General features: G+C 37.1%; 15 protein-coding genes. 11 read left to right on the forward strand and 4 right to left on the reverse strand.

What is annotated here, in order from left to right; genetic code table 11:
- Positions 1–836 (reverse strand): DegV family protein (locus ACZYT3_RS09580; RefSeq protein WP_464088484.1); only part of this gene is annotated, 836 nt, incomplete at its 3' end.
- Entirely contained in the window at positions 829–1,260 is a 432-nt protein-coding gene (locus ACZYT3_RS09585; protein ID WP_294561875.1) for a MarR family winged helix-turn-helix transcriptional regulator, read from the reverse strand. The genes ACZYT3_RS09580 and ACZYT3_RS09585, both read right to left, overlap by 8 nt.
- A 170-nt stretch (positions 1,261–1,430) precedes the next feature.
- Between ACZYT3_RS09585 and ACZYT3_RS09590 the strand changes: the two genes are divergently transcribed.
- The 8 genes from ACZYT3_RS09590 to ACZYT3_RS09625 all read left to right on the forward strand — a co-directional run bounded on the left by ACZYT3_RS09590 (position 1,431) and on the right by ACZYT3_RS09625 (position 10,681).
- Positions 1,431–2,399 carry a P1 family peptidase gene (locus ACZYT3_RS09590; protein WP_464088485.1) on the forward strand — a complete coding sequence of 323 codons (969 nt, stop codon included), beginning with the start codon at positions 1,431–1,433 and terminating at the stop codon, positions 2,397–2,399.
- Positions 2,396–3,211, forward strand: coding sequence for an aminoglycoside 6-adenylyltransferase (locus ACZYT3_RS09595; RefSeq protein ID WP_464088486.1), 816 nt, complete (start codon positions 2,396–2,398; stop codon positions 3,209–3,211). Before ACZYT3_RS09590 ends, ACZYT3_RS09595 begins: the two co-directional genes overlap by 4 nt.
- Before the next feature lie 57 nt (positions 3,212–3,268).
- Positions 3,269–3,748 carry a GNAT family N-acetyltransferase gene (locus ACZYT3_RS09600; RefSeq protein ID WP_464088487.1) on the forward strand — a complete coding sequence of 160 codons (480 nt, stop codon included), beginning with the start codon at positions 3,269–3,271 and terminating at the stop codon, positions 3,746–3,748.
- 294 nt (positions 3,749–4,042) lie between these two features.
- Positions 4,043–4,405 carry a heavy-metal-associated domain-containing protein gene (locus ACZYT3_RS09605; protein WP_071442214.1) on the forward strand — a complete coding sequence of 121 codons (363 nt, stop codon included), beginning with the start codon at positions 4,043–4,045 and terminating at the stop codon, positions 4,403–4,405.
- A 212-nt stretch (positions 4,406–4,617) separates the two neighbouring features.
- Complete coding sequence (locus ACZYT3_RS09610; protein ID WP_464088488.1) at positions 4,618–7,257, forward strand: hypothetical protein; 2,640 nt, start codon at positions 4,618–4,620, stop codon at positions 7,255–7,257.
- Between the two features lie 85 nt (positions 7,258–7,342).
- Positions 7,343–8,026, forward strand: coding sequence for an alpha/beta fold hydrolase (locus ACZYT3_RS09615; RefSeq protein WP_464088489.1), 684 nt, complete (start codon positions 7,343–7,345; stop codon positions 8,024–8,026).
- Entirely contained in the window at positions 8,023–9,549 is a 1,527-nt protein-coding gene (locus ACZYT3_RS09620; RefSeq protein ID WP_464088490.1) for a Mur ligase family protein, read from the forward strand. Before ACZYT3_RS09615 ends, ACZYT3_RS09620 begins: the two co-directional genes overlap by 4 nt.
- Positions 9,550–9,568: 19 nt before the next feature.
- Positions 9,569–10,681, forward strand: coding sequence for an ATP-binding protein (locus tag ACZYT3_RS09625; RefSeq protein WP_464088491.1), 1,113 nt, complete (start codon positions 9,569–9,571; stop codon positions 10,679–10,681).
- 21 nt (positions 10,682–10,702) lie between these two features.
- Here ACZYT3_RS09625 and ACZYT3_RS09630 read toward each other — a convergent pair whose 3' ends face one another.
- On the reverse strand, positions 10,703–11,086 hold the full coding sequence (locus tag ACZYT3_RS09630; protein WP_464088492.1) for an HD domain-containing protein: 384 nt from the start codon (positions 11,084–11,086) through the stop codon (positions 10,703–10,705).
- Between the two features lie 69 nt (positions 11,087–11,155).
- On the opposite strand from ACZYT3_RS09630, the gene deoD reads away from it, so the two are divergent.
- Positions 11,156–11,863: a purine-nucleoside phosphorylase gene (gene deoD, locus ACZYT3_RS09635; protein WP_464088493.1), complete on the forward strand. Its 708-nt coding sequence runs from the start codon at positions 11,156–11,158 to the stop codon at positions 11,861–11,863.
- Here the strand turns inward: deoD and ACZYT3_RS09640 are convergent.
- On the reverse strand, positions 11,860–12,486 hold the full coding sequence (locus ACZYT3_RS09640; RefSeq protein ID WP_464088494.1) for a Crp/Fnr family transcriptional regulator: 627 nt from the start codon (positions 12,484–12,486) through the stop codon (positions 11,860–11,862). The two genes, deoD and ACZYT3_RS09640, sit on opposite strands and share 4 nt — an antisense overlap.
- 74 nt (positions 12,487–12,560) lie before the next feature.
- Here ACZYT3_RS09640 and ACZYT3_RS09645 point away from each other — a divergent pair, with 74 nt between their 5' ends.
- Both ACZYT3_RS09645 and ACZYT3_RS09650 read left to right on the forward strand, forming a co-directional pair.
- Positions 12,561–13,241, forward strand: a complete 681-nt coding sequence (locus ACZYT3_RS09645) for an ATP-binding protein (protein WP_464088495.1) — start codon at positions 12,561–12,563, stop codon at positions 13,239–13,241.
- A gap of 104 nt (positions 13,242–13,345) precedes the next feature.
- A complete protein-coding gene (locus tag ACZYT3_RS09650; protein ID WP_464088496.1) occupies positions 13,346–14,005 on the forward strand; it encodes a DNA alkylation repair protein in 660 nt (219 codons plus the stop codon).
- Positions 14,006–14,204 lie beyond the last annotated feature (199 nt).

Consider the following 14,204-nt stretch of genomic DNA (forward strand, 5'->3'; position numbering starts at 1 on the left):
TTTCTTACAAAGGCAATGATTCGCCCGCCCGGCCCTGCATGAGAGCCGATGACCGGACCTACGATGCCATGAATGGCTTTATCAAAATGAAATTCTTCTTTTAAAAGATCTTCAAATTTATCCAAGCCTTCATCATTTCCGGTATAGCCGATGCATACGGGTTCCTGCAGATCGATATCACCTGTTTCATGGATAAGCTCGATGATCTTAGAAATGCTTTTACGGGTACCGCGGCAATTCGCAAACAATTCAAGCTTTCCTTCTTTGATACCGACGACAGGTTTGAATTTTAATAGCGTTCCTACCGTTGCACTGGTCTTAGAAAGACGACCGCCTTTATAGAAATATTCTAAAGTATCTACTAAGGCAAAGATATGAACCTTTTCTTTATATTTCTCTAAGATCGAAACTATTTCTTCAAGCGTCTTGCCTTCATTTCTTAACTGGAGAGCTTTTTCAATGATGATCCTTAATCCAAAAGTGGCATTGGCACTGTTGATGACCTGGATCTTATCATATTCAAGAAGATCTTTCGCAATCATGGCGCTTTGATAAGTGCCGCTGACTTCAGCGGATAGTGTGATCACCAAGATCTCATCACCGGCTTCTTTTGCTTTTTCATAGACTTTTAAAAAGTCTTGAGGTGACGGCTGGGAAGTCGAAGGGGTCAGATCTTTTTCTTCCAGTCGCTTATAAAATTCTTCCGGTGACAGTTCAACTCGGTCTTTATATTCATGTCCATCAACACGTACGATCAGAGGTACGATTTCGATATTCATTTCTTTCGCAAGCTCTAAAGAAATATCGGATGTAGAATCGGTAATAATTTTAATCATTTGTATGTTCTCCTTTTTTCATTTCGTCATCAATCTTAATAAGCATTTTTTCAAGAAGGGCCACTTCTTCAGGGTCAAAGATCTTTTCAATATGATTGAGCGTTTTTGCGATATATAAATCATTTTCCCGATAACAGTCAATAAATTTCTGTGTGACCTTTAAATGTGAAGCACGCTTATCTTCTTTGCTTGGCACTTTAGTCAGATAGCCTTTTTCGATCATCTGATTGATCTTATAGGTAGCATTGGGCTGTGAGATTCCCATATAGCTGGCATATTCAAGGATCGTGGGTTCCTTCAGCATATATATGATATCTAGGCTGAAAGCTTCCTGCATATTTAAATCTTTCGTATTACGGCATAAAGATGCATAGAAGTTCATTTTGAAAATGTCATAGACTTTCTGGAATTCTTCTGCTAGCATGATCTCCTCCTTAATTACTTAAAATATTTTAAATAAAATATTTTAAGTATATTATAGGCTTTTTCCAATAAATGTCAATGGTAATATGCTTTTATGAAATTATCTTTTTTTCATCTTGTTTTATGTTAGAATAGATTTATCGATAGATGAATAAGAAAGCAGGTGGAAAAATGAGTGAATGGAAACCTATCAGTTTACATGATATCAAAGGGATTCGCATTGGACACGCACAGGATGAAGAGCATGCGACCGGATGCAGTGTGATTCTTTGTGAAAAGAAGGCTGTATGTGGAGTTGATGTGCGTGGCGGCGGGCCTGCCTCCAGAGAAACGGAGCTGTTGAAGCCCACGGCCAGTAATGATGGTATTCACGGATTGCTGTTAAGCGGGGGCAGTGCCTATGGTTTGGATGCTGCCGGTGGTGTCATGAAATATTTGGAAGAACATAAGATCGGCTTAAAGGTTGGAAAGTCATTAGTACCGATCGTCGTTGGTTCCTGTATCTTTGATTTAGGCTGTGTGGATGATCGTGTTCGCCCGGATGCAGCAATGGGTTATGCAGCTTGTGTGGACAGTGAAAAACATCTGGAACGTAATGGCAATGTCGGAGCCGGTATGGGAGCAACGGTAGGAAAGATACGCGGTGATGAGTTTGCGATGAAATCAGGGTTAGGATGCTATGCCGTGCAGACAGGCCGTTTGCAAGTGGGGGCTATCGTTGTCGTCAATGCTATTGGCGATGTATATGAGCTGGATTCCAATCATCAGTTAGCAGGTCTTCTGAATGCGAAAAAGGATGGCATGATGAGCAGTGAACAGGAAGCCGTCAAGCTGCTTCAAATCGCCAGTAAATTTTCTTTCAATACGACGATCGGTGCCATCGTCACAAATGCCGCTTTAAATAAAACAGAAATGAACAAGGTGGCAGCCATGGCAAACAATGGACTTGCTCGTACGATACGTCCGCTCAATACTTCCATGGATGGGGATTCGATCTATGCGTTGGCAACCGGTAAAATAAAATCAAGTCCTGATGTTGTAGGCACGATAGCGTCCTATGTTTTAGGAAAGGCTGTGAATCGTGCGGTATTAGAAACTGAAGAAAAGTATGGCTATAAAGCGGCAAGGAGCTTTTTATGAGAAGTCAGTCGGAAATGATGGAGCTGATCCTTTCTAAAGCCAAAGATGAGCGGATCCTGCTTATCACACAGGAGAGCAGCCGCAATACGGATGAAGCGGATGTTTTCAGTGACTATGATATTACTTATTTTGTGGAAGATGTGAATGATTTTGATGACACGTTCATTCGAGATTTTGGAGATATCATGATCTTACAAAAACCGGAAGCAATGCCATGTCTGAAACATGCCCGCACCTATCTCATGATGTTTCAGGATGGAAATCGCATTGATCTAAAAATAGCTCCTCTTAGTGATCTTCAGGAATATTTGCGGGAAGAGAATGTTCATGTGATCATAGACAAAAGAAATCTTTGCACGAAAAAAGACTATCTTAATCACACCTATGAAATCGAGATGCTTTCTCATTCAGAAGCCTTGGCATGTATCAATGAATTTTACTGGATTGCCCTTTATGTCTTAAAGGGTATCTTACGTCATGATCTTTTATATGCGAATTATTACTTTACACATATCTGTATGGAAGAATGTCTGAAAATGATGAGCTTTGATATCCAGCTTCATCATCATGAAAAAATAAAGCTTGGAAAATGTTATAAAAGGATCTTTGAATATATCGATGAACATGACCATGAATTAATGGAAAAGTGGTTTCATACGGCCAGTAACTTAGAAATGAGCGAAGCTTTATTATCATGTATGTATCTATTTAAATCTTATGCCAAGGATGCTTTTTCACGATCAGGATGGACGATGCCAAAGGAAGTAGACAGGGTCGAGAGATATATTTCTAAGAAATTAAGTAAAAAGTAAGATTTGTTTATTGTGTTTGGAGGACGATGATGGTCATACGTGCATATCGAGAAGATGATGAAAAAAAGTGGCTTGCTTGCCGTGTACTCTTTTTTAGATACCTCGTATCATGATGATGTGATGACAAAACGGGTCAAGTATGAAAATGACGCGATTTGTTTAGTAGCAAGCGAAGATGAGAAGATCGTTGGATTGATTGATGTGGAGATTGAAAAGAAACCAAAAACATTATGCGTTGCCTCATCTCATAGAGGGGCAGTCATTTGGAATTTAGCGGTATTGCCGCAATACAGACGCAGACATATAGCTTTAGATTTATGGAAAGAAGCAAGGAAGAAGCTTTTAGAGAAAGGTATTCATTATTGTGAGGTATGGACTCAGCAGGATGAAGCGGCAATCGCTGGTATCAATCACAAGGATTTAAAAATATTGAAGAGTATAATTGGTTGCGTTGTTATATTGAATCTCGAAAGGCGGATCATTTTTTGGATCATCAACATGCCGGGAAGATATATGGAGTGGATGAGTTGGTCATAAAGACAGAATGTTCACGCAGAAAAGAATTATCAGACTATTGTGATCGAATGGAAGAAGTTCGTTTATATGTTCTTGATCTGGATTGAGGATTTTGATAGGGGATCATCCGCTCCAAAAGGGTGTTTTTGAAACAGCATTGATAAGGACACCCAGGCATTTAAGTGAACAGATTCAATAACTGCGATTAAATGAAAGTTCTTCTTATGAAGAGCTTTTTCTTTATAAAAATGACTTGACAGGAAGGGAAGTAGGATTATAATAAAGTTAGTTAAAACTAACTCAGGAGGAGTCATCATGGAAGTTTTTCTGATATTAATTATTATCATGATATGTATTTATTCGATCAAGAGCTATATGAAAAAACTACAAAGCGGATGCTGCGGAGGTGAAAGTGAACCGATTAAAAAAGTACGCATAAAAGATAAGAATCTCTCTCACTATCCGTTCGAAGCAAAAATAAAAATATATGGTATGACCTGTTCGCATTGTAAAGTACGTGTAGAAAATGCTTTAAATGCCTTAGAAGGCGTATATGCAAAGGTACATCTTGATAATGGAATGGCGGAGGTGCATATGAAAAATAAAATATCTGAAGATACTTTAAGTCAAGCAGTCAAAGATGCCGGCTATCAGGTTCAGAAGATTTCTTTTAATTAAGCATTTGTATTAAATGATACAGATGCTTTTTTCATTTTTCGAAAAATGTAAAAAAATGGTAAGAATTTGACTGGAAACCTAGAAATTTTCTATCAATCAAATATTTATGATTTTATGATGAAAATTGCTACATTTCCAATCATTTCCATTATAAAACTAGAGAACGTAAAAGTTTCATTTTAGATCAATTAAGCATAGGAAAGGAGATAAAAATGAGAAGGCTTAAATTATTTTTAGCTTTAGCATTGGCAGCATCTGTATGTGTTCCTACTGTGAATGTTACCAATGTTACGGCAACTACGACAAATGAGAATGTTGTAGAGATCAGTAATGCTACAGAGCTTGCTGCAGCAATTGCTAGCCAGGCTGATGGCGGGGCAGATGGACAGACTTGGGTGCTTTCAGCTGGAGAGTATGTTCTTACAAAAGGCATGATAGACACTTATTCTAGTCTTAAGATTAATAATGCAACAGGTTTTGTATTCCCAATCACAGCTAATAATCTTACTATTGTTGGTGAAGGTGATGTAACAATCACAAGTGATTATGATCCAAATACAGGTAATTGGAACGGACAGAATTTTGTCACAATTGGTGGAAACGGCGTTACCATTGAAAATGTAACCTTAAAGGCAAATTATAACACATATTATGATGGTACAAATAAGGTTGTTGAATTGGTAAATGCAAAAGATCTGACACTTAAGGATGTTGATACAGTAACATTAGAATCCGAATCTGGTAAATTTGGTGGCTCTATTTATATTAATACTAAAGATGCTGGAAATACGGTTTTGGAGAATGTCACTCTTAGTGCATGGGTAAGTGCTGGTACAGTTACTGAAGGTAATGTAACGGTTAAAAATCTGACGATTGATTTTACCGATAATGCTTATGCTGGATATTATTCTGATACTTATGGATATGCTTGGAATCCGGGAGTTAGCGGAAGTAATGTCAATGTTGAAAGCATGACAATCAAGGTTGATGACAAAACAAATCTTCCTCAACAAATTGCAAAAGATGTAAGAGATAACACTACGATTGAATTAGCCAGTGATATTACATTAGACGAAGGATTATATTTTGTTGGAGAAGATGATAATCCTGTAGAAAATCTGACGATCAATGGTAATGGACACACAATTACAGCTTCAGATACATTCCATACAAATTCATATGGACAGAATAATCTTGTGAAATTTGATAAGGTAGAAAATGCTGTTTTAGAGAATGTTACTTTAGAGACTAATGAATTGGCAAAACATGTATTAGATGTTTATGATACGACATTAACTATTGAAAATGTTACTTTGGATCATACAACAGCACAAAGTGGTGCACCTTTGATCGTAAATCAGAGTGATGTGACATTAAAAGGTGACGTTGAATTTGTTACGGGTGCTAATTCTTGGTATGCTGTCAATGTTGACGCAAGAGATCAGGAAGCTTCATTGAATGTAGATGATAACGCTGTTGTAACATTCGGTGGTGATACAACAAAATTACCTGTTTTTGTTAGCAATAGTACAGGAACTTCAACAGTTACTGGTCTTGAAGATTTAGGTAACGGTGTTTATGGTGAAGTAGCTGCTACAATTGGTGAAAATAAGTATTCAAGTGTTCAGCTTGCTGTTGATGCTGCTAAAGATGGTGAAACAGTTGTAGTTGCTAGCGGCAGACATGAAGAAGAAGTTAAGATTTTAAATAAGGCCATTAAGTTAGTTGGTGAAGAAGGCGCTGAATTATTTGGTGTCGTAGCTGTCAACACAACAGATGAAGAACTTGAAGGCTTGACAATTGAAAATATTCATTTCTATGGTGCTTCAAATTTAGTATCTCTTGACACAAATGCTTCTACAATTTATCTTCAGGGTAAATATAAAGATGTTGTTATCAAGGACAATGAATTGATTCTTGAAGAAACATTAGGAAATGCTCCTTATACAGTAGCTATTACTACAGGTGCAGGTATTAATGGTATGCTTGTTGAAAATAATGTCATTAAGAATTATACGATGAGTGCTTATCATAATCCTGATTGGGCAAATCCAACAGTTTCCGCATCAAACGATATTTCTTATGTTGGCAATAGCTTTGAAAATATTTTAAGCGGTATTTATTTCGGTGGTACTGAAAATGTTACCGTAACAGATAATACATTCACGAAAGCAAATGGTGTTCGTTTTGCTTATGGATCAACAATTGCTGATTTAAGTGAAAATGCCTTTGTTTCACGTCCTGATGATACTTCATTCGGAAGCTATGCAGTACGCTTCTATGAAGATGGTGTAAGTGGTGAAGCGAATCTTTCTGATAACTATTGGGGTACAACTGATATTGAATCAGTTATCGCAAATGAAAGTGAAGATTTTGAATACACTTTAGATACTTACTATGTATCAGCTGATAGGACTGATAAGAATACAGATACAAATGTATTTGAGCTTGACAGTCTTGAGGTTGAATTACAAGAAGGTGCTACTTTAACAGTAAACGTAACAGCTAAAGATCATGAGGGTAATCCGGTACCAGTAACATGGACATCTCAGGATGAAAGTGTCGCAACTGTTAAAGATGGTGTGATTACTGCTGTTAAAGAAGGAGAAACAGTGATCGTAGCTGATGCTAACGGTGTAACCAGAGAAATCAAAGTTACAGTTGTTAAGGCTGGCAGCAATGTTCCAACAAATCCTGAAACTCCAACTGACCCTGACACAGGCAGTGAAGATAAGCCAACAGAAACGCCTAATACTTCAGATATGAGCTTAATTGGATGCTATGGCATGATGGCTCTTCTGAGTCTTGCAATTCTTGTTGTTTTAAACAAAAAGAGAGCTTTATCTAAATAATTGTATTCAGATGAAGAAATGACAAAAAAGAGAAGTTCAGAAATGAATTTCTCTTTTTTTCATATCATGATAGTGGAGGGATCTATTGAATATCAATTCACTTATTACGGGCCATCAACAGCCCCTTGTATTTCTTCATGGCTGGGGAGCTTCTATGCAGCTGATGAATCCGCATGCAGCTTTACTGTCACATGATTATAAATGTATTAATTTAGATTTATTTGGTTTTGGGAAAAGTGATGAAATTGAGGATTATCATCAATTTGAAGATTATGTCGATGCATTGCATACGTTTCTTATATCAAAGGATGTTTATGATCCGATTTTTATCGCACATTCTTTTGGTGCCAGAGTAGCGATCGCTTATGCATCCAAGTATCCTGTTAAAGCGATGGTTCTGACAGGGGCAGCAGGCATCCGTGCCCCCTTATCGCTAAAAAGAAAACTTCGTATTTTTCTTCATCATAAGGGATTTCATATGAAAGGCAGTTATGATTATGAAAAGGGATCTGTCTTTTTAAGGAAAGTTTTGGTAGATGCGGTGAATCAGGATCTGAGTGAGGTCATGAAGGAAATCATGGTGCCTGTTTTGCTTATATGGGGTGAATACGATAAGGAAACACCTTTATGGATGGGAAAGAGGATGCATGAGCTGATGTCACAGAGTACTCTTATCGTATTTAAGGGTGGCGATCATTTTGCTTATTATCAGGAGTATGCGCGTTTTTGTTTCATCGTGAAGCAGTTTTTGGAGGGACTTGATCAATGATAGCGGTTCTTATTTATTGGAATTTGTTAAGTATTGATGATATCTGTTTTTTTCAAAAGATTCATTATCAGAAGGATCGTTATTTAGATACGATGGATCTGACAATCAAGGATCTGATAGGAATGATTCTATTGTCGGGTATCGTTATCTTGCTTGAAGCGTATGATATTGCCATACTGTATTATTTGGTGATCTTGATGATGTTGCCTGCAGCCATTAAAAATACGAAGGTATATCAGGAAAAGTTAAAGATTACGAAAAGGATCATGCGTTTATTTGCGTTGATCATTATTTTGGATATCACCTTTTTTTGTTTATCTTTGGTGCTTTGGGAGATATTGAATCAGTTGTTGATGCTGTTTATGATGATCTTTCATCATTTTGTCTTTTATCTGTATATTTGGATCACAGATCCGATTGAAACTTCAATTCGAAAAAGTTATGTATTGAAGGCAAAGAAAAAATGTGACCGGTTTGAGGGAATCAAGATTGGTATTACGGGCAGTTATGGGAAAACTAGTATCAAGAATCTTGTTTATGATGTGTTGTCGATGAAATATTTATGTTTAAAGACAAAGGCTTCTTATAATAATGAGATGGGTATTACGAAGACGATATTGGAAGAAATGAGTGATCAAGAGGTTTTTATTTGTGAAATGGGTGCAGATCATATGCATGAAATTGAGGATCTATGTACTTTTGTAGAGCCTGTGATCGGTATCGTATCAGCTGTAGGGCCTCAGCATCTTTCTACTTTTAAATCGATCGAGAATATCCTTCATGAAAAGATGAAGCTGCTGGAGTCTTTGCCGGAGCAGGGAATGGGCTTTTTTAATTTTGATAACTTTTATCTTCATGAACAGGAGATGAATCTGGCATGTGAAGTGACCCGTGTGGGACTTCATAGTGCTGCCCAGCTTAAGGCCATCCATCTTGTCTGTGATCATTTAGGGAGTCAGTTTGATGTGATGTTAGGGGATCATCTTGTTCATTTTTCAACAATACTTTTAGGTGAACACAATATCCTGAATTGTTTGTTTGCGATTGGTGTAGGGTATTATTTGAAAGTGGATCCTGTTTTGATTCAGATGGCGATCGCTTGTGCCAAGCCGGTTGAACATCGTATGGAACTCAAACCTTTTTATAAGGGGATGTGTATTGATAATGCTTATAATTCAAATCCTGAAAGTGCCCGTATTTCGCTTGAGGTGCTTAAAATGATGCCGGGAAGGCATTTGCTTGTGACGCCGGGCTTTATTGATCTGGGCGAGCTTCATGGCTATTACAGCCAGGTATTTGGCACACAGATGGCATTTTGTGAGAAAATCGTGCTTGTTGGTGAATGCAGTGATATCGTTACCGGTTTAAAGGAAGCCGGCTATGATATGGAAAATGTGGCTTATTGTGCAACGATGAGGGATGCCTTGATCTTGATGAGGACGATGATCGAGGAAGGGGATACGATGCTCATTGAGAATGATATACCTGAAGTTTTGATGAACGCTTCAGAAAAAAAGGCATAGGTTATTGTAGGAGGTTTCTATGAAGATTGCACTTGTTTATGGCGGAAGCTCGACAGAACATGAAATTTCGATTCTTTCTGCTTTACAGATGGTCAAATATTTTAAAGAAGATGAGGTTATTTTAGTTTATACAAGTAAGGAAAATCGTTTTTATATCGGAGAATGTCTGTATGATTTCGATTTCTATGCCAATGTAAATCTGCGTTTATGTAAGGAAGTAACCTTTGAGAAGAAACATCAGGATGTTTATTTAAAGGTAAAAAAGGCTTGGAACAAAAAGATTGGCATTGATATGGCATTTCCTTTGATGCATGGGGTGAGTGGTGAAGACGGAAGCATTCAAGGATTATTCGAACTTTTAGATCTTCCGTATGCGCAAAGCTCATTAGCTGCATGTGCTGTTTTTATGGATAAAGATCTCATGCGAAGAATGTTTCAGGTATTTCACGTACCTCATAATGAGGGAGTTGTGATCCATAAAGATACGATCTTAAATAATTTAGGTCTTTTAAAAGAGATTCCGCTAGTGAAGCCGTGGATCGTGAAACCGGCAAAAGGCGGCAGCTCGATCGGTATTAATTGTGTCTATGATGATGAGAGAATGGACCGCTTGATTTGTGAATCCTTTGCTTTTGATCATAAGCTGGTCGTTGAGAAAAAACTGGAGAATGTAAGGGAATTTAATATTGCGGTCATTGGTAATGAACATGAACAGATTCTTTCAAACATTGAAGAAATTCATATCGATCATGATTATTATTCTTATAGTGATAAATATGGCGGTTCACTTGTGAAACAAAAACCGGCAACACGTAGTTGTCCTGCCGAAATAGAAGAAGAACTTGTTCAAGAGATTCAAAAGCTTGCGAGAAAAAGCTTTATTGATTTTGAATGCAGTGGGGTCGTTCGCTTTGATTTTCTATATAGCGATCATTTGATGATGAATGAGATCAATATCATTCCGGGTTCTTATTCAATCTATCTGTTTAAAGGAATCATTACTCCTGAGGAAATGATCGAGATCATGAAAAAGTGTGCGAAAGAAAAGCATGTAAAGAAAATGAAAGAAATCAGGGAAATCGATTCTTTTGTATTTAAAGGAAAATGGGACTTTGATCTCTTAAAAAAATGACAGCTTTTGCTGTCATACATATCAAAAGAAATCTTCTAAGTGATGAGCTTTCATATCCGCTTGTTTCAAAAGCTCAGCTTCATAAAAATCAACCTGATCCTTATTGCTGTGTAAAGCGATCACCTCATAGATCAGATCTAATTCTTCTGTGCTGAAACAATCATACTTTTCCAAAAACTCTTTCGCAAACTTCGCACTCGTCAAGGCATGTTTCCCTCTGAATCCTAAATAGGTGCCGATATCATGGAGCAGGGCAGCAATATAAAGACATTCATCATTACTGAGCTTTTCCATTTCATGATAAACATGTAAATGATGATTGCGGCATAATTGTCGATTCATGTCATTTTCAATCGTATCATAAAGCTTGAAAATATCTTCTTTGATTCTTTCTAATCTTTTCATGCTTCAAGTATATCATTTTTTATAAAAAAAAGGTATAATGAAGATGGTATTTAAGGAGGAGGACAAACAATGTCAACACCACACATTAGCGCAAAACCAGGTGAAATTGCGAAAACAGTTCTGATGCCCGGAGATCCGCTGAGGGCTAAATTTATTGCGGAAAACTTTTTAGAAAATCCTGTGCAGTTTAACTCTGTACGCAATATGTTTGGTTATACGGGTACATATAAGGGTCATAAAGTATCTGTTATGGGCAGTGGTATGGGTATGCCAAGCATCGGTATTTATTCTTATGAATTATATAAATTCTATGATGTTGAGAATATTATCCGTATCGGTACAGCAGGTGCTTATTCACCAAAATTAGATTTATTTGACACTGTTCTGGCAAAAGACTGCTGGAGCGAAACGACGTATGCCAAGGTGCAGAACGGCGATGAATCCGATATTCAGACACCAAGTCCGCAGTTGAATCAGAAGATCATTGATGCCGCAAAGAAACTGGATATTCCTTTGGTTTTAGGAAGAATTCATTCAAGCGATGTTTTCTATCATGAAGATGACAGTACGGATGATTTCTATAAAAACCATGGCTGTGATGTCGTGGAAATGGAAAGCTTTGCGCTTTTCCACAATGCGAAGGTATTAGGCAAGCATGCAGCTTGTCTGATCACGGTCAGCGATTCTTTTGTGACTCATAAGGAAACAACAGCTGAAGAAAGACAGACAAGCTTTACGAGCATGATGAAGATCGCGCTCGAAGCAGCCATCAGCTAATATAAGATAAAATGATTCTTGTGAAAATCAAGAATCTTTTTCTTTTTCAGCTTTGTCAGGACAAAGGAAAGCGCACTGCGATCCATACCTAAATAATCGGCCATCTGTTGACGTGTAAAAGGAATTGTAAAAGAAGAAGATTGATTTTTTAATTGATAGTCATGAAGAAAAGAAAGGATTTTTTCTTCGGCTTTTCTTTTGGATAAGTGATTGACTCTTTGCGACAAAAACAAATTTTTCTGAGCCATGATATTTGTAAGATGGATCAAGAAGCTTTTATCGATCTGATTTGAAAAGAGATGGCGGATCGGGATCCATAAGATCTTACATTCACTTTGGGTGATGACACTGACATGAAGAGGCTCATGGGCAAGGGCAAAGGTTTCCATAAAGAGTTCATTTTCATTGATTTCACTTAAAAGGATCTGGTTGCCGTTATGATCGGTGCGGATAAGATGCAGCTTTCCTTTTAATACGACACCGAATTTATCGGTATGATCAAGAGGATGGGCAAGGATATGATTTTTTGAATAGGATCTTTCATAGGCATGAAGATCATGAAGAAGGGTTGTGATCTGTTGGACAGACAGATCTTTAAATAACAGACATTCATTTAAATTCATAAAAACTCCCTTTTGTTGTAATTACAACATATTTTCATCATCATATCATATAAAATGATCATGGAGGTAATGATATGCTAAGAAAGATTATCAAGATTGATGAAGAAAAGTGTGACGGCTGCGGTCTATGTGTAGAAGCCTGTCACGAGGGAGCTATTGATTTAGTTGATGGGAAAGCAAGACTGATGCGTGAAGACTATTGTGATGGTCTGGGTGATTGCTTACCGGCCTGTCCACAGAATGCGATCAGCTTTGAAATGCGTGAAGCTCCGGCATATAATGAAGCAGCAGTATTGGCATCAAAACAATGCTCCTGTCCGGGATCGCAGCCAAAAGCCATTCATCGTGGACCGGTTCACAAAGCACCATCTGTCGACCATGAAGAAATCATAGGAGAATTAAGAAACTGGCCGGTTCAGATCAAACTGGCACCGATCAATGCTCCTTATTTCAAAGATGCCCGCCTTTTAGTAGCGGCCGATTGTTCAGCTTATGCCTATGGCAATTTTCATCAGAAGTTCATGAGAAATCATATCACGCTCATCGGTTGTCCAAAATTAGATGATGTTGATTATTCAAAAAAATTAACGGCCATCATTCAAAATAATGATATCAAAAGCGTAACAGTGGTACGTATGGAAGTGCCATGCTGCGGTGGGATTGAACATGCAGTGATCGAAGCTTTAAAAAACAGCGGCAAGATGATTCCATGGCAGGTCGTAACGATATCGACAGATGGAGAAATTATAGAATAAGGGTTAGGATCCATTCCTGGCCTTTTTTATTGTTTCATATTTCGAATAAAAAAGACAAGGTGACAGGGTCATGGTATAATAAGGAAAAGTTATAGAGGTGTATCATGAATAAATATGGTGAGATAAAACAAAGATTTGAATCAATGGAAGATAAAGAAAATGCAAGTTCGATGTCTAAATATATGAGAAATCTATTTACCTTCTATGGATTACCTACGCCAAAACGAAAGGCTCTATATAAAGATATTATCAAAGAAGAAAAGAAACAGAAAAAAATTGACTGGGAGTTTCTTGATCAATGTTATGAAGATGAACATAGAGAATTTCAGTATGTTGTCTGTGACTATTTAATTGCGATGAATGATTTTTTGACATACGAGGATATTCCAAAAATCAAAAAATATGCGCAAACAAAACAATGGTGGGATACGATTGATTGTTTGGATCGCGTGATCGGGGAAATCGGATTAAGAGATCAGAGAGTGGATACTTTGATGATAGAATGGTCACAAGACGATGATTTTTGGATAAGAAGAATTGCGATCGATCATCAGTTATGTAGAAAAGAAAAGACGCACGCAGAGTTATTAGAAAAGATCCTAGTGAATAATTTTGGCAGTGACGAATTTTTTATCAACAAAGCTATTGGCTGGGCTTTAAGAGATTATTCTAAAATAAATCCTGATTGGGTAAGAGCATTTATTGATAAATATAAGGATCAAATGGATAAATTAAGTATTAAAGAAGCAAGTAAGTATATCTAAATATGTTGTATGATTCATAATCTAAAATTGATTATTTTTTGGTGAAATAAAGTGTGTTTTAGAAATTGGCTCCTAAGTACCAGTTTTGAATAATATAATATCAAAATGGTATCTGATATAAAAGATATTACGGTATTAATTGATGAAAAAAATGATTGTATTTTCCTTAATTATGGTTTTTAGAAAAGAAATAAAAAGC

It is taken from the genome of Traorella sp. mt218 (assembly GCF_055420025.1).